This is a genomic window from Parafrankia irregularis, assembly GCF_001536285.1.
Classification (GTDB): Bacteria; Actinomycetota; Actinomycetes; order Frankiales; family Frankiaceae; genus Parafrankia; species Parafrankia irregularis.
The window spans coordinates 559,800-582,891 of the sequence record NZ_FAOZ01000001.1 but is presented as its reverse complement, the minus strand read 5'-3'; the positions used below and the strand labels follow the sequence as shown (position 1 = coordinate 582,891).

At 72.8% G+C, this 23,092-nt stretch carries 14 protein-coding genes and 1 pseudogene; 12 read left to right on the top strand and 3 right to left on the bottom strand.

Annotated features, from left to right (window positions below; all coding sequences use genetic code 11):
* Positions 1-355: 355 nt before the first annotated feature.
* The 6 genes from AWX74_RS02350 to AWX74_RS02325 all read left to right on the top strand — a co-directional run bounded on the left by AWX74_RS02350 (position 356) and on the right by AWX74_RS02325 (position 7,935).
* Entirely contained in the window at positions 356-1,693 is a 1,338-nt protein-coding gene (locus AWX74_RS02350) for a mechanosensitive ion channel family protein (RefSeq protein WP_091271167.1), read from the top strand.
* Positions 1,694-1,810: 117 nt separating this feature from the next.
* Entirely contained in the window at positions 1,811-2,542 is a 732-nt protein-coding gene (locus AWX74_RS02345; RefSeq protein WP_091270998.1) for a response regulator transcription factor, read from the top strand.
* 7 nt (positions 2,543-2,549) lie between these two features.
* A complete protein-coding gene (locus tag AWX74_RS02340; protein WP_091271165.1) occupies positions 2,550-4,433 on the top strand; it encodes a sensor histidine kinase in 1,884 nt (627 codons plus the stop codon).
* A gap of 38 nt (positions 4,434-4,471) precedes the next feature.
* Positions 4,472-6,904, top strand: coding sequence for a 4-alpha-glucanotransferase (gene malQ, locus AWX74_RS02335; protein WP_242666032.1), 2,433 nt, complete (start codon positions 4,472-4,474; stop codon positions 6,902-6,904).
* Positions 6,905-7,082: 178 nt separating this feature from the next.
* A complete protein-coding gene (locus AWX74_RS02330) occupies positions 7,083-7,535 on the top strand; it encodes a hypothetical protein (RefSeq protein WP_054566875.1) in 453 nt (150 codons plus the stop codon).
* On the top strand, positions 7,522-7,935 hold the full coding sequence (locus AWX74_RS02325; protein ID WP_242666031.1) for a DUF5130 family protein: 414 nt from the start codon (positions 7,522-7,524) through the stop codon (positions 7,933-7,935). The genes AWX74_RS02330 and AWX74_RS02325 overlap by 14 nt, the downstream gene beginning before the upstream one ends.
* A 111-nt stretch (positions 7,936-8,046) precedes the next feature.
* On the opposite strand, the gene pepN is transcribed toward AWX74_RS02325, so the two are convergent.
* Positions 8,047-10,602 (bottom strand): aminopeptidase N, encoded by a 2,556-nt coding sequence (pepN, locus tag AWX74_RS02320; RefSeq protein WP_091270991.1) that lies wholly within the window; start codon positions 10,600-10,602, stop codon positions 8,047-8,049.
* A gap of 607 nt (positions 10,603-11,209) precedes the next feature.
* On the opposite strand from pepN, the gene AWX74_RS02315 reads away from it, so the two are divergent.
* From AWX74_RS02315 to AWX74_RS02305, 3 genes are all read left to right on the top strand, one after another.
* On the top strand, positions 11,210-12,415 hold the full coding sequence (locus AWX74_RS02315; protein ID WP_091270989.1) for an AI-2E family transporter: 1,206 nt from the start codon (positions 11,210-11,212) through the stop codon (positions 12,413-12,415).
* A gap of 138 nt (positions 12,416-12,553) precedes the next feature.
* Entirely contained in the window at positions 12,554-13,222 is a 669-nt protein-coding gene (locus AWX74_RS02310) for a mycothiol-dependent nitroreductase Rv2466c family protein (RefSeq protein WP_091270986.1), read from the top strand.
* Between the two features lie 117 nt (positions 13,223-13,339).
* Positions 13,340-13,825, top strand: a complete 486-nt coding sequence (locus tag AWX74_RS02305) for a ribose-5-phosphate isomerase (protein WP_054566880.1) — start codon at positions 13,340-13,342, stop codon at positions 13,823-13,825.
* On the opposite strand, the gene AWX74_RS02300 is transcribed toward AWX74_RS02305, so the two are convergent.
* Entirely contained in the window at positions 13,771-14,253 is a 483-nt protein-coding gene (locus tag AWX74_RS02300; protein ID WP_131799387.1) for a hypothetical protein, read from the bottom strand. The two genes, AWX74_RS02305 and AWX74_RS02300, sit on opposite strands and share 55 nt — an antisense overlap.
* A gap of 864 nt (positions 14,254-15,117) precedes the next feature.
* Between AWX74_RS02300 and AWX74_RS42350 the strand changes: the two are divergent.
* A pseudogene (locus AWX74_RS42350) lies at positions 15,118-15,552 on the top strand (glycosyltransferase family 2 protein); the annotation flags it as partial.
* Positions 15,553-15,803: 251 nt separating this feature from the next.
* Here the strand turns inward: AWX74_RS42350 and AWX74_RS42345 are convergent.
* Positions 15,804-16,040 carry a pentapeptide repeat-containing protein gene (locus AWX74_RS42345; protein WP_423212958.1) on the bottom strand — a complete coding sequence of 79 codons (237 nt, stop codon included), beginning with the start codon at positions 16,038-16,040 and terminating at the stop codon, positions 15,804-15,806.
* A 722-nt stretch (positions 16,041-16,762) separates the two neighbouring features.
* On the opposite strand from AWX74_RS42345, the gene AWX74_RS02290 reads away from it, so the two are divergent.
* Together AWX74_RS02290 and AWX74_RS02285 are read left to right on the top strand one after the other, a co-directional pair.
* The gene (locus tag AWX74_RS02290; RefSeq protein WP_226931381.1) at positions 16,763-20,995 is read left to right on the top strand and encodes an alpha-(1->3)-arabinofuranosyltransferase domain-containing protein; all 4,233 of its coding nucleotides are present in this window, start codon (positions 16,763-16,765) and stop codon (positions 20,993-20,995) included.
* 17 nt (positions 20,996-21,012) lie between these two features.
* A complete protein-coding gene (locus tag AWX74_RS02285) occupies positions 21,013-22,788 on the top strand; it encodes a chromosome condensation protein (protein ID WP_226931382.1) in 1,776 nt (591 codons plus the stop codon).
* The last annotated feature ends 304 nt before the right edge of the window (positions 22,789-23,092 follow it).

Genomic DNA, 23,092 nt, shown 5'->3' with positions numbered 1-23,092 from the left:
TGTAGCGTTGTGTCTGTTCGTGGTCGAGGCGGGGGTGTCCGGCCGTCGAAGGTCGCCGATGGGCGACACTGTCAAGGTCGACATCGGTGGCCGTGCTCGGGAGCGTGGGCGTTCGTCCACGGCTGGCCGTCCGCTGGTCTCCGCCGACCTTCCGGGTCGTGGTGGCGCCGGGCGGGTCCTGAGCCGGCGCCGATGCGCCAGATCTGACCGACAGAACCAGCTACGGAGGATGGCCAACGGTGTGCCCATCTAGCGTTTCCGGTTCGGCGTGCTTGGTGTCAAGCCGCCGTGGGCCCGAGTGCCATGCGTCGTCGCGGGGCCGGGTCCGCCGGTGACGGCGAAGTCGGTCATCCCGATGCTCGGTGCGTTCCTGTCCCCGACGCCCGCGCCCACCACGGCGGCCGGGTCCGCCTCGCCGACCCCGATTCCCTCGGTGTCGGTGTCGCCCGGCGCGACGGACGATCCGATCGTCTCGATCGAGGGGGTAGGCAAGGCGTTGCGAGAGGCCTGCGGCACCGACGCCAGCATCACCTGCCGGACCGTCTACAACGTCACTCACAGTGACTATCTTGCGTCTGGTGCCGAGGTGTTTCTCGGTACTCCGATCAAGATTTTGCTCATTCTGATGATCGCGCTGATGGTGCGATCGCTCCTGCACAGATTCATCCGGCGCGCCACCGGGCGGGCTGCGTCCGGTCGCACTTCGGGGCCGTTGCGAGGGCTGCGCGCCAACACCCTGCTGGGTGCATTCGGCGATCCGACGGTGCTGATCGAACGCCGCCGCCAGCGTGCCGCGACCGTCGGTTCCCTGCTGCGTAGCGTGACGTCAATCTTTATCTTCGGGTTGGCTTTCCTGACGATCCTAGGCGAGCTGGGGATCAATCTCGCGCCGATCGTCGCCAGCGCCGGTGTGCTCGGGATCGCGGTCGGTTTCGGCGCGCAGAACCTCGTGCGCGACTTCCTGTCGGGCATGTTCATGCTTCTGGAGGACCAGTACGGAGTCGGCGACGTGATCGACGTCGGCCCGATTTCGGGCACCGTCGAGGCGGTGAGCCTGCGGATGACGCGTTTGCGGGACGTCGAGGGCACGGTCTGGTATGTGCGTAACGGCGAGATAACCCGGGTCGGGAACAAGAGCCAGCAGTGGGCCCGCACGGTTCTCGACGTTCCGCTCGACTATGACACCGAGGTCAGCCGGGCCAAGCGCCTCCTTCGCCGGGCGGCGGACGAGCTTTGGAAGGACGACGAGTGGTCGGCCCTGATCCTCGACGAGCCCGAGGTCTGGGGCATGGAGACCATGACCGCCGACGGCTACACCCTGCGGATCGCCATCAAGACCCAGCCCCTCAAGCAGTGGGATGTGGCCCGCGAGCTTCGTGAACGGGTCCGGGCCGTGCTCAGCGCCGCGGGCATCGAGCTGGGCACGGTGCAGCGCAGCGAGGTCGTGGTCGTCGACGATGACGATGACGAGGAGGCGTCGGCCGCGGAGGAGGACGAGACGAGCTCGAACGACGGCTCCACCGACTCCTCCGGCCGCGGTGGTGGCGACCTGCCCGCGCCGCGGATCGACCCGCCGCTGCCGTCCTCGTTGACATCCGGCGGCGGCCAGGCCGGTGCCGGTGCGGGCGCTGGGGCCGGTGCCGGTGCGGGGGCTGGCCCCGGTCCCGGAACCGGCGCGGGAGGTCCGCGCTGACCCCGTTCGCGCCGCGTCGGCCTCCTTGTCTGAAGCTGGGCTGAGGATCCCGGAAGGTCTTGCTGAGAGGCGCGTCCAAAGCCCGGAACTGTCCGCGGTTGCAGGCACACTGGGGGCGTGCGCGTACTGGTTGTGGACGACGATGACGCTGTCCGTGAGTCACTGGAGCGGTCGCTGCGCTTCGAGGGGTACGAGGTGCGTACCGCCGCGGACGGCGTGGACGCTCTCGATCTGGTGGGGCGTGAGCAGCTGGACATCGTCGTCCTCGACGTGATGATGCCCCGGATGGACGGGCTGGAGACCTGCCGGCGGTTGCGCGGGCGGGGCAACGACGTGCCGGTCCTCATGCTGACCGCCCGCGACGGCCTCGCCGACCGGGTCAGCGGCCTCGACGTCGGCGCCGACGACTACCTGGTGAAGCCGTTCGCGTTGGAGGAGCTGTTCGCCCGGCTCCGCGCCCTGATCCGCCGCGCCACGCTGACGACGCGCGGCGCGGCCGGCCAGGGCCAGGCAGCCGATCGGGACGTGGCCTCGGCGCTGCTGTACTCGGACGTCCGGCTGGACCCGGTGAGCCGCCAGGTCCTGCGCGGCCCGCGCGAGCTCACCCTGACCAAGACCGAGTTCGAGCTGCTGGAGCTGTTCCTGAGCCATCCGCGCCAGGTGCTCTCCCGCTCGACGATCATGGAGAAGGTGTGGGGCTACGACTTCGGCCCCTCCTCCAACTCGCTGGAGGTGTTCGTGAGCTACCTCCGCCGCAAGCTGGAGGCGGACGGCGAGCCCCGGCTCCTGCACACCGTGCGCGGTGTCGGCTACGTCCTGCGTGAGCTGCCCGCCGCCGACCGGGCGTGAGCATTCGATGAACCTGGAGGCGGAAGGGCGGCGGATCGGGTCCGCGGCGTCTCGTGAGCCCGAGCACCGGCCACCCGGCTGGTCGGGGCTGCTCTCGCGGCTGACGTTGCGGGCCCGGATGTCCCTGCTCGCGGGCGTCGCCGTGGCGGCGGCGGTCGCCGTGGTCGCCGGCGTCGCGCTCGGCGTGACCAGAATCGTGCTCAACCAGGCGATCGACGACCAACTGCTTGAACAGGCCAGAGCCTCCGCCGCGAACGTGCAGGCGATCGTGGACCTGCAGACGAGCGAGATCAACGTCGGCGCGCTGACCTTCGGCATGGAGATCCAGTTCCTCGACTCCGACGGCGTGCCACGGCGCAAGGAGTTCCCCTCGCTGGACCGGGTCGCGATCCCCGTGGACGCGCAGGACGTGCAGGTCGCCCAAGGCCTGCGGCGGAAGAACCTGCACACCGTGACGGTCGACGGCGCGCGCTACCGGGTGGTGACAGTCCCGCTGCGCTACCCGCCGCCGCTGAACGGCACCGGTGCTCTCCAGTTCGCCCGCCCCACCTCGGACGTCGACCGGACCCTGCGTGACCTCGGTGTCGTGCTGTTCGTCGTCGGCCTGGTCGGTGTCATCGGCTCGGTGATCGCCGGTCGGCTCGTCGCGCGGGCGTCCCTGAAACCGGTCGACGCCGCCGCGGCCGCCGCGGAGGAGGTGGCGCGGACCCAGGACCTGTCGGCGCTCATACCCGTGACCGGCAGCGACGAGATCGCGCGCCTCGCGAGCAGCCTCAACAGCATGCTGCGGGCGCTGGAAGCCTCCAGGCTGCGGCAACGCCAGCTCGTCGACGACGCCGCCCACGAGCTGCGCACGCCGCTGACCAGCCTGCGCACCAACATCGAGCTGCTGCTGCGGGCGGAGTCCACGCCGAACCGGGCCCTGCCGGCGGAGGACCGGGCGGCGCTGCTGCGCGACGTCGACGCGCAGATGCGGGAACTGACCGATCTGGTCAACGAGGTCATCGAGCTCGCCCGGGACGAGGCGCCCACCGAGGAGGTGGAGCAGCTCGACCTCGCCGGCATCGTGCGTTCCGCTGTCGAGCGGGCCCGGCGGCGGGCGAAGTCCAGGAACATCCACATCGAGGTGGTCACGGAGCCCTCGATCGTGGCCGGGCGCCCCGGCCTGCTGGAACGGGCGGTGACCAACCTGCTGGACAACGCCGTGAAGTTCAGCCCGGCGTCCTCCACCATCCGGGTGGCCAGCCGCGGCGGGGAGGTGACGGTCTCCGACGAGGGGCCGGGCATCGCGCCGTCCGACCGGGAGAAGGTGTTCGAGCGCTTCTACCGGGCGATGTCGGCCCGGGGCCGGCCGGGCTCCGGCCTCGGGCTCGCGATCGTGGCGGACGCGGTCGCCATGCACGGCGGGACCGTCCGCGCGGAGGCCGCGCCGTCCGGCGGGGCGCTGATGCGCATGACGCTGCCGCTCGCCGCACCCGGCTGGTCGGCCGGGCTTCCGTGGGAGGGACCGGCCGGGCCGCCCGGTCCTGTCGGGCCGCCTGGGTCCGCCAGGCCGCCTGGGAGCGCGATGCCCGTGGGTCTCGCTCATCCGGCCCCACCAGCCGCGCCTGGTGGCCCGGGCACTCCGAGCAGCCCAGGCGGTCCAGGTAGTCCAGGTAGTCCAGTCGGCCCGGAGTCACCCTGGCAACGCCCGGCCTCGCCGCCCGTTCGCCCGCCGGCGCCCCCAACCCACCCAGCGCCGCATTCGCCTCCGGCGCCGCAGTCACCGTCTGCGCCGGGTGCCACGCCGTCGCCTGGCGGTTGTGATCCACCTACCACAGCCGGTCCGGAAGGCGAGCGGTCCCCGGGTGCGTGGGCGCAGCCCGATCAACGGGCAATATCTGGCAGGTGACGTCCGCAGACGAAGGCTCCCGACGACGCGATCCCTCCGTGGCCCAGAACGAACCGGACCAGGAACCCGCCGCCGCGGGTGCCCAGGCCGAGGCGGTCTGGTCCGGGCTCGGTGACCTTGCGCGGCTCGCCGCCGAGTTCGGCGTCGCGACGTCCTACGACGGGCAGGACGGCGCGCCGGTCACGGTCGCGCCGTCGGCGGTCCAGGCGGTGCTGAACCTGCTCGGGGTCGACACCAGTGATCCGGCCCGGGCCCTGGACGACGCCCACGCGGCCCGCTGGCGGCGTCCGCTGCCACCGGTGGCGGTCGCCCGCTCCTCGGCTCCGAAGCCGGTCGCGGTGCACCTGCCCGCAGGCCCGCAGACCACCGGGACAGTCGCGGGCACCCCCAGCCCCAGCCCCACACCCGTCCCCGCCGCCACCGCGTTCGTCGCGTTGGCGGACGGCGGCGAGGTCGCGGCGGCGGTCCGGCTGACCGACGGCACGCGGGAGGTGGGCGGCTACCGGGCCCAGGCCGGCCTGGTGGATCTCCCGGCCGGCCTGCCGCTGGGCGATCATCAGCTGGTGCTGCGGCTCGGCGCGGACACCGCACAGTGCCCGCTGATCGTGGTGCCGGACCGGGTACCCGACGTCCTCGGCGACGCCGACGGCCTGCCCGCCGTGGGCGGTCCGGGCGGGAACGCTCCGGGCGGGAGCGCTCCGGACGGAGGCGCTCCGGACGGGGGCGCCAGCGGGCGCGCCTGGGGCTGGATGATCCAGCTGTACGCGCTGGCCTCCGCCGGATCCTGGGCGATGGGTGACTTCGCCGACCTCGCCACCATCGCCGCCTGGTCCGGCCACAACGGTGCCGATGTCCTGCTGGTGAACCCCCTGCACGCGGCGGCACCGACGTTCCCGGTCGAGCCGTCGCCCTACTCGCCGTCGAGCCGTCGCTTCGTCTCGCCGCTGTACCTGCGGCCCGAGATCACGCCCGAGTACCTGCGGGCGGACGGCGCTGTGCGGGCGGAGGTCGACCGGTTGGCGGGCCAGGCCCGCGCCGACGGGATCCAGGCCGGCCTGATCGATCGGGATGTCGTGTGGCGGGCGAAGCTGGCCGCGCTGGAGCTGCTGTTCGCGAGCCAGTCCCCGGCTTCCCCCGGTGCGCAGGCCGCCCCGGCCAGCCCCGGCGCGCAGTCCGCGCCGGGCGTGGAGACGCCGAACGGCACGGCCGGTGGCGGGCACGCCTCGGGTGCCCCGGGCGGCGAGCGTGGCGCGCTGGCCGACTTCGCGCTCTGGTCGGCGCTCGCGGAGCGACACGGCCGGGACTGGCGGGTCTGGCCGGAGGACCTGCGTGACCCCGCCGCTCCCGCGGTCGCCACCGCGCGCGCCGAGCTCGCGCACCGCGTCGCCTTCCACACCTGGCTGCAGCGGCGATGCGACGAGCAGCTCGCGGCGGCGCAGGAGGCCGCCCGGGCGGCGGGGATGCGGGTCGGCATCGTTCACGACCTGGCCGTCGGCGTCGATCCGGGTGGCGCGGACGCGTGGGCGATGCGTGCGGTGCTCGCCGCCGGTGCCTCCGTGGGAGCCCCGCCGGACGGCTTCAACCAGCAGGGCCAGGACTGGGGCCTTCCGCCGTGGCGGCCGGCGGCGCTGGCCGAGGCGGGCTACGCCCCGTTCCGGGCGATGGTCCGCGCGGTGCTCGCCCGGGGCGGTGGCATCCGGGTGGATCACATCCTCGGGCTGTTCCGCCTGTGGTGGGTGCCGGTCGGAGCCGGTGCCGCCGGGGGGACCTTCGTCCGGTATGACGCGTCGGCGTTGCTGGGGCTGCTCGCGCTGGAAGCGGCCCGGGCCGGCTCCCTGGTCGTCGGGGAGGATCTCGGGACCGTCGAGCCGTCGGTCGCCACCGCCCTCGACGAGGCCGGGATCTTCGGCTCGTCGGTGCTCTGGTTCGAGCGCGCCGCGGACGGGTCGCCGCGCCGGCCGGATGAGTACCGGGTGCGTTCCATGGCCAGCGTCACCACGCACGACCTGCCGACCGCGGCCGGGTTTCTCGACGGCGAGCATGTGCGGGTGCGTGAGCGGCTCGGGGTTCTCGCCCGTTCGGGGGACGCCGAGCGCGCGGCCTGGCTCGCCGAGCGCGCCGACCTGTTGCGACTGCTCGCCGCCGAGAACCTGCTTCCCGACGAGGGTCTGGCGGAGAAGGGGCCGGCCGACGAGGAGGTGGTGCTCGGGATGCACGCGGTGCTCGGCCGGTCGCGGGCCCGGGTCGTCCTGATCGCTCCCGGTGACGCGTTCGGTGACCTTCGCCAGCCGAATCTGCCCGGAACCGTCGACAGCTATCCGAACTGGCGGCTGCCGGTGCTCGACGGCGACGCCACGCCGGTCACCGTCGAGCGGTTGCTCACCGACCCGCGGCCTCGGCGCCTCGCCGAGTCCCTCGGCGCGCGTCCGGCCGACGGCGCGCGTCCGGCAGGACGGCGCACGCCCGGCTGACACGCACGCCCGGCCGACCGTGGCGCACGCGCCCGCGCCCGCGCACGCGCACCGTCGATCGATCGGGCGGGCACCGGCACCCCCCGGCGCCCCTGAACCGCTGTGTCCCACCTCGCGGCGCCGAGGTCGGGCCGGTCGGCGACCTCGGCGAGCTAGCTCGCACCCCTGAGGTCGGACGGTGACACCTGTTCCCGGTACCCTTCCGGTCGTGATTCCACGTCGTCCGCGCCGTACGTCTCGGCGGTCCGTCGCGGCCAGCGACCTGTCCTCGACCTCCCGGTCGGGCCGACGGGTCGCCGCGCGCCGCGCTCTGACCGTTGCCGCGTTGTCCCTGTTCACCGTGCCGTTCCTGGCGGTGTCCGCGTCCGCGCAGGATGTGGGGACCACCTACGACCCCGACCCGCTGTCGGCCGTCCACGCCTGGACGATCTACGGTGGCACGGTCGTCGGTGGCTTCCTGCTGGCGTTCATCCTCACCGCGCTGACGAGCCGTCTGAGCCGGCCGTCGCGCTACCGTCCGGGTCAGCCGTGGGAGCACGACACGACCTGGATCGGTGAGAAGTCGGAAGACCTCGACGACAAGCGCTCGGCGGCGAAGCCGGGCACGGGTGGTGCCAGTGGCACCTGGTGAGGCCTTCACCCCCGAGCAGGCTGACCGGCTCGAACGCGCCCGCCAGGCGGCGCAGAGCCAGTCCGGCATCCGGTTCGCCGTCCGCATCGGTGGTCTGGGCGACGACCCGTTGCTCACCGCCGAGCGTCTGCTGGGGGGCCTCGCTGATGGGCACGACGACGAGGCGGTCCTGATCGCCGTCTCGCCTGGGCAGCGGTTCGTCCAGATCGTGACGACGCCGGCCGCGAGGAAGCGCGTCAGTGACGCCGCGGCCGGCCTCGCCACCCTGGCGATGACGTCCAGCTTCGCGCTGGGCGATCTCGTCGGCGGTGTGGTCACGGGTCTGCGCCAGCTGGCCGACGCCGCCGGGGCGCCCGCCGCTGTCCGCGTGCCCGCCGGCCACGCCGCTGCTCGCCGCTGAGCCGCCCGCCGCGCCGGCTGTCATGCCCGGCGCGGCGGACCCGATCCCTCCGGATGGTCCTTTCCCTCAGGGCCGGCCCCTCTCAGGACCGGCCCTTCGCGGACGGACCGCTCAACCCGCGGCGGCGTCCTTCGCACGTGCGGCGAGCGCACGCACCAGACCGTCCCGGCCTTCCATCAGCGCCCGCCGCAACGCGGGCACCGGCTCCTGCTCGGCCAGGTAGGCGTCCACCCGCCGCACCGTCTCCTCCTCGATGACATCGGAGGGGAAGAGCATCTGGGTGATGGTCTGGGCGCTGTCGAACGTCCGGGTCGCCCAGATGCCGCCGATCTCGTCGAAGAACCGGTCGACATACGGCCGGGTCAGCTCCAGCTGGTCGCTGATCCAGAAGCCGTTCATCGTGGCGACCGCCAGATGGTTCGACAGCGTGTCCGACTCCATCACCGCCGCCCAGGCGGCGGCCTTCGCCTCGGCCGTCGGACGGGCGCTGCGTGCCGTGGCGGCTCGCTTCTCGCCGGTCGCGGTGTTGTCCCGGGCCAGCTCCGCGTCGATCTCGGCGTCGCCGTAGACCCCGCGCGCGACCAGCTGGATCAGCAGGGTCCAGCGCAGCTCGGTGTCCAGGACGAGCCCGTCCACCACGTCGGCGCCCTCGAAGATCGCCTTCACCCGGGCGACCTGCTCCGGCTGCTCGGTCTGGGCGAACGCGGTGGCGAAGACGAGCTGCAGGTCGCTGCCCGGTTCCGCGGCGCGCATCAGCTGCTCGGCGCGGGCCGTCAGCTCCCGCAGCGCCGCCGGCCGGTTCGCCGGGTCGCCGTAGCTGTCGACGGTCAGCGCCGCCTTGGCGACCAGTGACTGGACGACGCCGATGTCGTCCTCGGCGTCCACCCCGGACAGGACGAGCCGGACGTAGTCACGCGCGGCCAGCTCGGCGTCGCGGGTCATGTCCCACGCCGCGGCCCAGCACAGCGTCCGCGGCAGCGACTCGGAGATCGTCCCGATCGAGTCGATCAGGGTGCCGAGCGACCGCTCGTCCAGGCGCACCTTCGCGTAGGTGAGGTCGTCGTCGTTGAGCAGGACGAGATCGGGCTGGCGCACCCCGATCAGCTTCGCGACCTCGGTGCTCGCACCGACGACGTCCAGCTCGACCCGCTCGCGGCGCACCAGCCGGCCGTCGGCGCCCCGGTCGTACAGGCCGATCGCGACGCGGTGCGGCCGCAGCGTGCGCGACGCGGTGGCCGGCGCGCTCGCCGGCTCCTGGACGACCTCGAACGAGGTGAACAGACCGGACGAATCCGTGCTGAAACGGGGGCGCAGCGTGTTCGCCCCGGTGGTCTCCAGCCAGTCGGCCGACCAGGGCGCCAGATCGCGCCCGCTGGCCTTCTCCAGCTCGACGAGCAGGTCGCGCAGCGAGGTGTTGCCGTACTCGTAGCGGCGGAAGTAGCTGCGCAGCCCGGCGAGGAACTCCTCCTGGCCCACCCAGGCGACGAGCTGCTTGAGCACCGAGGCGCCCTTGGCGTAGGTGATGCCGTCGAAGTTGGTGCGGACCGCGTCCATGTCGGGGGCGTCGGCGACGATCGGGTGGGTGGAGGAGAGCTGGTCCTGGCGGTACGCCCAGCCCTTCTCCGCGTTCGCGAAGGTCGTCCAGCCGTTGGTGAACCGGGTGGACGTCACCTGGGCGAGCACCGACATGTAGGTGGCGAACGACTCGTTGAGCCACAGGTCGTCCCACCAGCGCATGGTGACCAGGTCGCCGAACCACATGTGCGCCATCTCGTGCAGGATCGTCTCGGCGCGGCGCTCCCGGCGCGCCTCGGTGACCTTCGCGCGGAAGACGTAGTCCTCCAGGAAGGTCACGCAGCCGGCGTTCTCCATCGCGCCGGCGTTGAACTCCGGCACGAACAGCTGGTCGTACTTCCCGAACGGGTACCGGTAGTCGAAGACCCGGTGGTAGAAGTCGAAGCCCTGCTTCGTGATCTGGAAGATCTCGTCCGGGTCGAGGAACTCGGCCAGCGAGCCGCGGCAGTAGATGCCGAGGTCGATGCCGTCGTGGTGGTCGCGCACCTCGTGGTAGGGCCCGGCGACCAGCGCGGTGATGTAGGTCGACATCACCGGGGTCGGCGCGAAGGACGTCCGGGTGGCCCCGTCGGCGGGCCCGGTGCCCGCGGCGGTTCCGGTGACGACACTGTTGGAGATGATCTTCCAGTCGGCCGGCGCCGTCACCGCGAGGGTGAAAGCCGCCTTCAGGTCGGGCTGGTCGAAGCAGGTGTACATGCGGTGCGCGTCGTACGTCTCGAACTGGGTGTAAAGGTAGACCGCGCCGTCCACCGGGTCGACGAAGCGGTGCAGGCCCTCACCGGTCCGGGAGTAGGCGCATTCGGCGACCACCCGCAGCTCGTTCGTCGCGGCGAGGCCGGGCAGGGCGATCCGCCAGCCGTCGAAGACCTCGGCCGGGTCGAGCGGGCGGCCGTTGAGCACGATCTCGCGCACCGCGGGCGCGGCCAGCTCGACGAAGGTCGACGCACCTGGTTCGCCGCAGGTGAACGTGGCGGTGGTGCTGGACAGAAACGTCTCGTCACCGGTCGTCAGGTCGAGCTCGACGTCGTAGGACGAGACGGCCAGCAGGCGGGCGCGCTCGCGCGCCTCGTCGCGGGTGAGGTTGTGAGGCACCCGGATCCTTTCGCGGAAACGCCGCGGTGTCGGCGGGGAACGTCGGTGTCAGCGGGGAACAGCGGTGCCAGCTGGGACGGCGGTGCCAGCTGGAAGAACGGTGTCAGCTGGGACGGGCGTTGCTCGTTGGTCAGTCTCCCACGCCCGGCGGTGGGCTCCGTCCACCTACGGGTTACGCCGCACAGCGCCGGATGGCCTCGCCGGAGGCCGTCGAATTCTGGTGCGGAAACGGCGCAACGATGCCGCGGCTTCGGGGATGTTCCGATCTGCGCGCGGGCACGCCGGATGCCTCCCGACCGCGTACGGAGCGCGGGTTCTTCGGGGACTTGGTGGAATTCGGCCCGGCCCGTCGGGTTGGATGTCCGTGAGGACAGCACCTGACGGGCCAGCGGGCACGGGGCCAGCGGGCACGGGGCCAGCGGGCACGGGGCCAGCGGGCACGGGGCCGGCGGGCAACGCGCCGGCGGCAGTGTGCCGGCGGGCAGTACGCCGGCGGGTAACGCGCCGGCGGCCACAGGGCCGTGGGTGCGGAGCCGTGAGCGCCTGTGCCGGAAGGCGCAGGGGCCGGTGGGCGGATCGTCTGGACGCCGGAGCGAGGGGGTGGGCCGTGCGTCGGGTTGCGGGGCTGGGGCGGGTGCCCCTGCGGGGTGAGCGGCGGCCGTCCGGGGGTAACGGCGCGGGTGACTCCTCGGGGCCCGGGCGGCGGACGATCGTGAACGGAGCCCACGCGAGCTCGACGGTGCGTCGCGCCGAGCAGCACGTCCCGGTCGCCCTGCGGGTCGCCGCCGGGTGGTCATGGCGCCTGATCGTCATCGGCACCGCCGTCTACATCCTGAGCATGATGGTCGGCAGGGTTCGTACCGTCGTCATCCCGGTGATCGCGGGCCTGCTGATCGCCGCGCTGATCCATCCGCTGGCGCAGCGCTTCCAGCGGCTGGGCCTGCCGCGGCTCGGCGCGGCGTTCGCGGCGCTGATCGTGTTCTTCCTGATCGTGACCGGGGCCGGCGTGGCCGTGGGGTTCAACGCCGCCAACGAGATCCCGGCCGTGGCCGACCAGGTCAGCGAGGGCATCGACCAGGTCCGCGACTATCTGACGGACGGGCCGTTCCACCTGTCCGAGGGGCAGATCGACGACCTGGTCGACGACATCCGCAAGAGCATCACCGACAACCGGGGGAAGCTGGTCTCCGGCGTGCTCTCGACGGCTTCGGTGGCCGCGGAGGTCCTGACCAGCATCCTCGTCGCGCTGTTCTCCACCTTCTTCTTCCTCTACGACGGTGAGCGGATCTGGGACTGGATCGTCACCCGCTTCCCCGCCGGAGCTGAGGACCGAGTTCGCGGCGCCGGCCGCGAGGCCTGGAACACGATCACCGGCTACATCCGCGGGACGGTCTTCGTCGCCGCCGTGGACGCCATCGGCATCACGATCGGGCTGGTCGCGGTCGGCGCGCCGCTGGTGGCGCCGCTGGCCCTGCTGACGTTCTTCGGCGGGTTCATTCCGATCATCGGTGCGACCGTCGCCGGGATCGCCGCCGTCCTCGTCGTGCTCGTGTCGAACGGGCTGGGTGACGCCCTGATCATCCTGGGCGTGGTGATCGCCGTCCAGCAGCTCGAGGGCCACCTGCTGCAGCCGCTGATCATGCGCCGGGCGGTGCGACTGCATCCGCTGGCCATCGTCATCGCGCTGTCGGCCGGCAGCGTGCTCGCCGGCATTCCGGGGGCGATCGCGGCGGTGCCGTTCGTGGCCGTGGTGAACAAGGTCGCGACCTATCTCGCCGCGGAAGGGAAGGATCCGACGCCCGCGGACGGTTGAGGTGGGCAGAGGACCGCTGTGGCCGGTCCGAGGAATGGTCCGGTCACGGTCGGGTCACGTGCCATTCGCGCGGCAGGGCCCCGCCCGCGCGGCCCTGCCCGTTCAGCCGTGCCGCCGTACAGGCGTACAGGAGGATCCATGACAGCCGATTCCGCCCTCGCGGTCGACTCCGTCAACAGCGATTCCGGCTCCGCGGCGGACCAGCCGCTCCTCGACGCGGACTTCTGGTTCGACCCGCTGTGCCCGTGGGCGTGGCTGACATCGCGCTGGATGCTGGAGGTGGAGAAGGTCCGGCCGGTGCGGACGCGCTGGCACGTCATGAGCCTCGCCGTGCTCAACGAAGGCCGTGACGTTCCCGAGCAGTACCGGGAGGCCATGCGGCAGGCCTGGGGGCCCGTCCGGGTCTGCATCGCCGCCGCGGCCACCGCCGGTGACGAGGTGCTGCTCCCGCTCTACACGGCGCTCGGTGAGCGCCGCCACCTGCAGAAGGCCGAGCTCACCGAGGAGACCTTCGCCTCGGCCCTGGTCGAGGTGGGCCTGGACCCGGCGCTGGCGGCCGCCGCGCGTTCGACCGAGTGGGACGAGCGCCTGCGCGCGAGCCACACCGACGGCATCAGCCGGGTCGGCATGGACGTGGGGACACCGGTCATCGCCGTCGCCGGCACGGCGTTCTTCGGCCCGGTGGTCACCCCGGCGCCCCGGGGCGAGGCGGCCGGCAGGCTGTGGGACGGCGTCCTGCTCGTCGCCCAGACCCCCGGCTTCTACGAGCTCAAGCGCACCCGTGATCAGGACCCGGTCTTCGACTGAACCGGTCCGCGGAGCGTGACCGAGGTGCGACCTGAGGTGGGGTGAAGGCGCGGCTGGGGCGAGCGGTACGTCACCGGCCGCGCGGTGGTGGGCGGCGAGCAGGCATGATGGCGCATCATGCGCGTCCATCTTGGTTCTGATCACGCTGGGTTCCACCTGAAGGAAGCTCTCGTCGCACGGCTCGCCGAGCTCGGCCACACCCCCGTCGACCACGGGCCCGCCGAGTACGACCCCGACGACGACTACCCGCCCTTCGTGATGGCCGCCGCGGCCGCGGCCGCCGCCGAGTCCGACAGCCTGGGGATCGTGATCGGCGGCTCCGGTAACGGCGAGGTGATCGCCGCGAACAAGGTCGCCGGGGTGCGGGCGGCGCTGGTGTGGAGCGAGCAGACCGCAACGCTGGCCCGCCAGCACAACGACGCGAACGTTGTCAGCGTCGGTGCCCGGATGCACTCGGTACCCGAGGCGATCGGGTTCGTGGAGGCCTTCCTGACGACGCCGTTCAGCGAGGAGCAGCGTCACGTCCGCCGGCTGCGGATGATCTCGTCCTACGAGCGTTCGGGTGAGCTCCCTGAGGCATCGCCGGCCGCGCCGGCGTCCTGACCGCCCCGCCCCGCCCCGGGGCGGGCGCTGCCCGGTCGGGGGCGGGTGCCCCGACCCCGACCGTCCGTGGTGCCGGGCGGCCGCGGGTGCACGTTCGGCGGTGACGCCGCGCGCCGGGAGGCCTCTGTCTGGTCGCCGGGCGGCGTGGTCGGGCGCCCGCGCGCCCCGCCAGGGTCCGTGACCGCTCCGGGCCCCTGGGCCGGTCCGGCTCCGGGCTCGGCTCCCGGTCCCGGTCCGGGCTCGGGCCGCGGCGGCGCCGGATAGGCGTGGCGCAGCACCACGGTCGCCTCCGCCCAGGCGAGATCGGCGTCGGTGAGCTGGGCGACGTCCCGTGCCCGCATCGCCGCGCTGAGGCTGAGTCGCGAGCGGCCGCCGCCGACGAGCCCCCGCAACATCGCGTCCGCTCGATGCTGATCATCTCTTGGCATGCGGGCCCCCTCGGATCCGGGCGTACCGGCGTGCTGGTCGGCTGGGACGGCCGGTGTACCTGCGGCGCCGATCGGGGCCGATCCGGTCGCTGTGGTCGCTGTGGCCGGCCGCGCGGTGCCTGTCCGTATGGTGCACGAGAAGACGCCCGGACGCGTCGCGGCGCCCCGCGATCGGGTGCACATCTGCGCCCGATCCGGTGGCTCAGCGTCCGTTTGCTCGATGGTGCTATTCCGGTGCCGCAGTGACGACCTGCATTTCGTGATGATGGGCGGGCCTGGTTCGGCGGTTCGACATCACCGCGGAAACCGCTGGTGGCAGTGGGTGCGACGCGATTGCGCCGCCCGGTATGGCGCTTCGCGGGCGGCGGATGTGGAGCGCTGGTGAGGCCCGGCGGGGGCCTGGTGCGCGGTTTGCGGGCGGCGCACCAGCTGACCTGTCGTGCAAGTGTCTACGTCGACAGCGGCGGTGACCGTTCGACCGGTCGCCTCACCGAGTCCCGTTTCCGCAGGTGACAGGACGGACGCTCCCGGGAGGTGGCAATGGCGTTGGGTGACGGGACGGTTTCTTTGGGTCCCGCCCTTCTGGTTGCGGGTGTGCCGGCGACCGGCCATGACCGCTCCGAAAGTGCGGCCTCCGGGGTAGTCCGTGTGCTGACGGTCAAGTCGTCGCCGTTGTTGTGCCGGCATGACTGGTGAGCGTGGGCCCCGGTGGCCTTCGGATGTGCTGCCCATGCCAGGATGGTGCGAAGTTGACAGGGAACGCAATTCCCCCGAAACTCGGCAATTCAGACTGGTCGCCACGGACAGAAGCCATCCGATGAGAGTCCGGTCATCACACCTGTCGTCGCAGCCGAGGGGTGAGTAGTGGACCGAGTGCCCGTGAGCGTCATCATCCCCGCCTACAACGAGGCGAGGCGACTTCCGCAGTCGCTGCCGCACCTGCTGGCGGTGGTGAGCCGGATCCCCAGGGTCGAGGTGATCGTCGTCGACGACGGCAGCACCGACGGCACCGCCGGCATCGCCGAGGACCTGTTCGGTGATCATCCGAGTCATCGGGTCGTGCGCCTGCCGTGGAACTGTGGGAAGGGCACCGCGGTGCGGGCCGGTGTCGCCGCCGCCCACGGTCAGTCGATCGTCTTCATGGACGCCGACGGCGCCTCCGACGTGAACGACCTCCCGCTGCTGCTCGCCGCGCTCGAGCACGCCGAGGTCGCGCTCGGGTCGCGCCGCATCGGTGACGGTGCGACCAGGACCGGCGGCCGCAAGGCCGGGAGCTGGGCCTTCAACCAGCTCACCCGTTCGCTCGCCGCGTTGGACGTGGCCGACACCCAGTGTGGCTTCAAGGCCTTCCGGCATGCCGAAGCCAAGATCCTGTTCAGCCTCGCCCGGTCGACCGGCTTCGGTTTCGACGTCGAGGTGCTCTCGATCGCGCGCTCGATGGGCTACCGCATCGCGGAGGTTCCGGTGCGCTGGAACGAGACCCCCGGCGGGACGTTCCGGGTGACCCGGCACACCCCGGCGATGCTCGTCGACGTCGTGCGGGCCCGGCGCTATCTCAGCCGGGCCGGGCTGACGCCGGTCACCCGTCGGGAACGACTCGACGAACTGGGCGTCGTGGACGCCGCGGACCTCATCGGTGCTCCTGTGTCCCCACGCGCGGTGCCGTCGAACGTCGCGCCATCGAACGTCGCGCCATCGAACGTCGCGTCATCGAACGTCTCGCCGACGAACGTCTCGCCGTCGAGTGCGGTGCCGTCGAACGGGGCGCCGCCGCGCCAGGCGCCCACCCGACCGGGTCGGCCGGCGCGGCCGGTGCCGCCCTCGCGGCCAGCCGCGGCCGCCCGTCCTGAACCGCTCGCCCGTCCCGTGGTGGTCGCCCGGCCGGCGGTGATCGGGCGACCCGCCCCCGCCGAGCCGGTCACGCCGGCGGCCGTCAGCCCGGCCCCGGCAGCACCGGCACCGGCGGCCGCGCTGCAGACTCCGGCGCCCAGGGTCGCCGCGGGCGGTCCACTCGCGGCGCCGGAGCCCTCCGTGCTCTGCGCGTCCGGCTGGCCTGTCCCACCCGGGGATCCGCGCGACCTCCCAGGGCGCACCAGGCCGTGACGATGGCCCAGACGGGCCGTTCACCCGGCCGTGGTGGCCGCGCCAGGTGGCGCGGTGGGGCCGGCTCTCCCGCGCCGGGCCAGCCACCGCGGCCCGGCTGGCCACCGGGGCCCGGCCTCCTACCAGCACCGACGACCGCCCGACCGTCCGGACGGGACCGGTACCGTACGGTTTCGCGTGAGGATGTATGAACGTCGGGTCAGTCCCGACTACCGCCCTGGAGCCTGCTATCTCTGCCATCCCGGCCGACAGCGCCCTTCGGCCGGGTCTGTCCGACCCGGCCGCCGACCCTGAGCCCGCGCGCTCCCGGGGGCGGCGGTTCGGGGTTCTCCCTTGGCCGGCGCGGCCGCGTCCAGGCCAGACCGGGCCGACGCCGGACCGCGCGTCACGGTGGTCGCTGGTCGCGATGTTCGTGGGCTTCGCGACGCTCTTCCTGCTGCAGGCACCGGGCAAGCTGACCGCCGACACCAAGCTGGACGTGCCGCTCGAGCCATGGCGGTTCATGGAGGCGGCCACCCATCTGTGGAACTCGACGTCCGACTTCGGCTACCTGCCGAACCAGTACGCCGGTTACCTGTTCCCGATGGGCCCGTTCTTCGGTATCGGCGACCTGCTCGGCGTCCCGCCGTGGATCACCCAGCGGCTGTGGATGGCTGTCCTGCTCACCCTGGCGGCCTGGGGAACGGTGCGGCTCGCCGAGGTGCTCGGGATCGGTGGCCACACCTCCCGCGTCCTGGCGGGGCTGAGCTACGCACTGTCGCCGATGTTCCTCGGCAAGATCGGCGCGACGTCGGTGGCGATGGCCGGCGCCTCGATGCTGCCCTGGATGGTCGTCCCGCTCATCGTCGCCCTTCGCCCCGACGGCGCCGGCGGGGCCGACACCGGCCACCGCGACGACGACGGCGAGCACGCCCGCACGCTGACGGCGGCCAGGCTCTCCCCGCGGCGCGCCGCGGCGCTGTCCGGGCTGGCGGTGCTGGGCACCGGCGGCGTCAACGCGACCGTCACCCTCTGTGTCCTGCTGGGCCCGGCTGTGGTGTTGGCGTTCGCGGGCGGCGGGCGGCGGGCCTGGGCGCTGCGGGCCTGGTGGTGCCTGTCCGTGGTGCTGGCGACCGCGTGGTGGGTCCTGGCGCTGATGGTCCAGGGCCGCTACGGCATCAACTTCCTGCCCTTCACCGAGACCGCCGAGACCACCACCGCCACGACCTCGGTCGGGGAGACCCTGCGCGGCGCCGCGGACTGGATGGCCTACCTCGAGCTGCCGATGGCATGGCTGCCCGCGGCCCGGGAGTACGTCAGCAGCGCCACGCCGGTCGTCGCCTCCGCGCTGGTGGCCGGGTTCGGCCTGGTCGGCCTCACCCGCCGTGACCTGCCGGCGCGACGGTTCCTGCTGGTCACCCTTGCCGCCGGCGTCGTGGCGGTCTCCTCGGCGTACTCGGGTGAACCGGTCAGCCCGCTGGCCGGCGGCCTGCGCTCGCTGCTGTCCGAGCCCTTCGGCTTCCTCCGCAACGTCTACAAGTTCCAGCCCGTGGTGCGGCTGCCGCTGGCGCTGGGCCTGGCGCACCTCCTCGCCGTGGCGATGGCGTGGCGCCGTGGCCAGGCACCTGAACGCCATCCCGGCCGTGTCCTGCCGCGGCGTGGCGGCGCCCGGTGGAGCGGCGGGCGCGGCGGCGGTGCGTCCGACCAGCCGGCGCGGCTCGAGGAAACCATGCCGTTGGCCATCTCGGCGGCGGCCAGGAACGGGGCGGGGGGCGCGGGCGGGGCCTCGGACCGGACCGTGGGCGGGCCGGTGGCGTCGCGGCGCCGAGTCCTGCCCGTCGCGGTGTCGCTGGCCGCCGTCGCGGCCCTGGTCGTCGCGATGCTCCCGCTGCTGCAGGGCAAAGGCCTGCAGCCGCGACCGTTCGACAAGGTTCCGGACTACTGGACCGTGGCGGCCGACTGGCTCGCCGACCATCCCGAGGGCGGCCGCACCCTGGTGCTGCCCGGCGCCCCGTTCGGCGAGTACGACTGGGGCCGGCCGCTCGACGAACCGATGCAGTGGCTTGCCGACTCCCCCTGGGGTGTGCGCAACCTGATCCCGCTGGGGGGCGTCGGAACGACCCGGCTCCTGGACGGCATCGAGGAGATGATGGCGACCGGCGACACGCCGGGGCTGGCGACGACACTTGCCCGGGCCGGCGTGGGCATGGTGCTCATCCGCAACGACATCGAGATCAAGGACTGGGACATCCCCGCGTCCACCGACCAGCTGCACCGCGCCCTGGAGAGCTCGGGCCTGCAACTGGCGGCCTCCTTCGGGCCGACCACCGAGGCCCGCACCAGCTCCAAGGCCCGCCTGATCAAGTCGCTGCGCCGCTCGGAGGAGCGGGTGCCCGCCCTGGAGGTCTGGACGGTGCCCGGCGGCGCCCGCATGGTCCAGGCCTACCCGCTGAGCACCGGGGTCGTCGTGTCCGGCGGGCCGGAGGCGACCGTGCAGCTCTCCGACCAGGGCCTGCTCGGGCCGGATCGCGCGACCGTCCTGGCCAGCGACCTCGCCGAGGCCGACGAGTACTCGGCGGCGGCGGGTGGCTCCGACGCCGACCCCACGACCACGCTCGCGCCGATCGCCGACCCACCACCGGCGTCGAAGGTCATCACCCCGACGACCGCCCTCGCGGTGACCGACACGAACACGCGCCGTGACTTCACCTTCGGCATCGTGCACGACGGGACGTCCTACCTGCTGGGCCCGAACGAGAGCGTCGCCGGCAGGAGCGAGCCCCCCAGGCAGTGGACCGACCGGCCGACGGCCGGGCACCAGACGGTCGCCGGCTACGCCGACGGGATGTCGGTCACCGCGTCGTCGTACGGCTTCGAGCTGATAGCCGCCCCCGACTTCGCCCCGCAGGCCGCCGTCGACGGCCAGACGTCGACGTCCTGGACGGCGATACGCCGGCACGGCGCCACCTCGCAGGGGGAGTGGATCCAGCTCGACGTCGGCCGGGAGCTCGAGGCGCCCTACATCGACATCCGGCTGCTGGCGGAGGGTGACTGGCGCCCGGAGGTGCACGCACTGCGGGTGACGACCGAGCGTGGTTCCGTCGTCACCCAGGTCAAGCCGGTCGAGGACATCCAGCGCCTCGCCGTGCCGGCGGGGGAGAGCCGCTGGTTCAAGATCACGCTGGAGAAGGTCACCAACGAGGACGACCCTTCGCTCGGCGCCGGGCTCCGCGAGATCGACATCCCCGGCGCGAGCTTTCACCGGTACGCGCAGACGCCGTCCGACCTGACGGACACGTTCGAGTCGCTGAGCCAGGGCCTCGTCGCCTACTCGTTCGAGCGCTACCGGGCCGACCCGCTGCAGCCCTTCGGTGGCTCCGAGGAGCTCACGTTCGCGCGGAAGTTCGACTCCCCGCGCGAGATGACCTTCACTCTCCGGGGCACCGCCACCGCCATTCCGCCGCCGGCCGGCTCCGCGGTCGACACCTCCAACGCGCCGCTGGTCATCCCCTGCGGTGAGGGCCCGTCACTGATCATCGACGGTGTCCGGTACGACCTGGAGGTCTCCGGCGTCTACAGCAGCATGGCCACGGCCAGGCCGTTCCAGCTGAAGCTGTGCACCGGCAACAACCAGGTCAGGCTCGGCGCGGGCTCGCACCTGCTGTCGGTCGACCTCGGCGGGGCCACCATGGTCGTCGACGCGATCAGCATGGTCGGCGAGGGCGCCGCGGTGAGCACCGACAGGCCCCGGACGACGGCCATCGGGCACTGGGGCTCCGAGCTGCGCACCGTCGACATCGGCGCCGGCGCCGCGTCCTTCGTCTCGGTGCGGGAGAACGCGAACGCCTCCTGGACGGCGACGCTGAACGGCCAGGAACTCACCGCGGTGCGCATCGACGGCTGGGCGCAGGGCTGGATCGTCCCCGCCGGCCAGGGCGGCACGATCGTCATCGAGAACCATCCGGGCCAGACCTTCCGCCGCAACCTGCTCATCGGCCTCGGCCTGGTGCTGATCCTCACCGCGATCGCCGTCGTCCCGGACTCCGTCGGCGCCGAGCGCCGTCGTCGCCGCCAGGAGCGCGGTGCCGGCCCCGGCCTCGCCGACCGCCTGGCCGACCGTTTCGCCCGTCTCAGCCCCGCCGGGCTGCCCGGGATGCGGGCGCTGGGGCGGCTGCGGCTGCCGGCCCTGTGGACGGGCCTCGCGCTGGCGACCCTGTCGGTCTTCCTGGTCGCGGGCGTGGTCGCGCTGGTGGTACCGCTGATCGTGCTGCTTGGCCGGCGGCTGCGCTGGCTGCCGGGCCTGCTGGCCCTGGCCGGCATGGTGGGCTCCGGCATCGTGGTGTCGACCGTCCCGAGCGCGATCCCGTTCTCGGGCGAGGGCGCCTTCAGCTGGCCAGCCCAGGCCCTGGGTGCCCTCGCCTTCGCCGCGACGATCTCCGCCCTCGCCCTGCGACCGGCGGAGGCGGTCCGGAGATGGCCCGAAAGTAGTGACCAGGTTAGGCACGTGCCCAACATGAAGGACGATGCTGTGGGGCGTCCGACGGCGGGCACGAGCGGTTCCGCCCCATCCGGCGGGCGACTGCCGGGTGGCTCGGTAGGCGTTGTCCCGCCGCCGGGACGCGGTCGGCGTACTCCTCCAGAGAACACGATCATCGACTGAACGGAAGGGGCGCATGGATGTCCTCGCTGAGCAAGGGTGCACCGGGACAGCCCGCCCGTCCGGCAGGTATGAACACGGGTGTCGAGAACTGCCGGAACCGGCAACCGCAGCGCGGCGACATCGGGGCGCTGGCCGGCCATCTGTGCCACGGCCGTGAGCCGCGCGGCGGTGAGCGCGACGGCCACGAGTCGAAGGGCCGTGCGCCGAACACCCCTGTGCCGAGGCGTCATGAGCCGCGGGGTCAGGTCCGGGGGCACGGCGGCGGTGCGGGTGACTGGGGGGGCCGGGCCGCCGCCCGGGTGGCGGCCCGGCCCGGTGGCCTATCCGCCGTGGCGGCCCGCCGGCCGAAGGCCGGGCTACGGCGGGCCCTGACCCTCGACGAGGAACTGATTGTCGCGTCGGACCGAAGACGGTCGCCGCTCACCGTCGGCCTGATCGCGGAGACGGACGCCGCGATCCGTCTGGCGGACCTGCGCCAGTCGCTGGAGCGGGCACTGCGCGACCATCCGATCGCCGGAGCACGGCTGGCCGGTGGGGTGGGCACACCGTCATCCTGGGATCTCTCGGCAGAACCGGGCCTGGCATCGGATCTGATATACGAAATTCAGACCACGTCCCTGGATGAGGCGGGAGCTGAGCGGGCGATCTGGCGCGCGGTGGAATCCCTGTGCTCCAGACCGTTCGATCTGCGGACACAACCGCCTGTTCGCCTGCTGCTCGCGCACCGGCCGGCGGGCGACGTCGTCGGCCTCACCGCGCATCATGTGGCGCTGGATGGGATGAGCGTCCTCACCCTCCTCCAGGAGATCATCGCTGGCTGCGCGGCAGACCACACCGTCCCGGGCAGGGCCGGTGGACCGGCGCCGCAGGAATCGACGGCTCCCCGTCAGCGGCTGGCGACCGGGCGCCAGCCGCTGGTGGCTCCGCTCCAGCGGCACTGTCAACCCGGGCCCTCCCGCCGTCAGCCGGCACGGACCACGGAGGCCGGCCAGCCGCTCGGGGCAGGGACGGCGACCATCGGCCCACCGATCCGCCGCCGGCCGGTGTCGTACCTCGCGCCGTGTGGTCCGAGCCATGCGCAGGGGTATGGCGTGCACCCCGTCGACCTGCCCGTGCCGCCTCCCGTGCGGCTGGCGGACGGACGGCGGATGACGGTGAACGACCTGCTGATCGGGGCCGCACACCTGGCGGTGGAGCGCTGGAACACCGAGAACGGCTGCCCGAGCGGCCGGGTGCTCGTTCGTATGCCGATCGCGACGAGGTCACCGGATCCGGAGGGAGCGCGGGAACTGGGTAACCGGTCGGGCCAGGTGATGATCAGCTCGTCCGCCGCCGAGCGTGCGGTGCCAGGCCTTCTCGCCGCGGCGGTGGTGGAGCAGACCCTCGCCGCCAAACGGAATCCGGCCGTCTGCGCGGCTGACGGTCTCACCGTCGCGGTGCGGACGGTGATGGCAGCCGTACCGCGACCGCTGCGGACCACCGTCCTGCGCTGCGCCGCGGTGATGGCCCGCCCGTTCCTCGCACCGAGCGTGGCCGTCAGCAACATCAGCCGGGTCGACGGCCTCCGGTTCGCGCCGAAGGGCACCGTGCGGATCACCGGACTGTCCCTGATCGGCACCACCGGGATGCCGCAGGGTCTTCTCATCTGCGCCGCCGGCAGCGCCGATCGCCTCCGCCTGACCTTCTGCCACCACCGGCGCCTGTTCGATCCCGCCGGGATGACACGGTTCGTGGAGATCTTCCAGGAGAGCCTGACCGGCCTGGTCACCACGCTGAGTCCCGAGTCCTCCTGAGCAGCCGGATCCGACGGCCGGCAGGCGGGTCGTCGACGGCGGGGTCGTACCGCCTCAGGGGGCGCTGGACGGCTCGCTAAATGGCCCGGTTCGCGGCTGTGCGTCGGCTCCGCCGCTCGTCATGGCCTCCCTCCAGGGCGGCAGTCCCGTCAGACGGAACCGCACTGGCATCGCAGGTCCTTCGCGATGCCAGTGCGGCTTCCAGCGCTCAGCGGATGCGTGATTCCCGAGGCCGGCTCGCCCGATGACGCCTGACGTGGGCCGAGTCGGTCCGAGGATTTCCGTGGACTGCTGGTACCGCGAG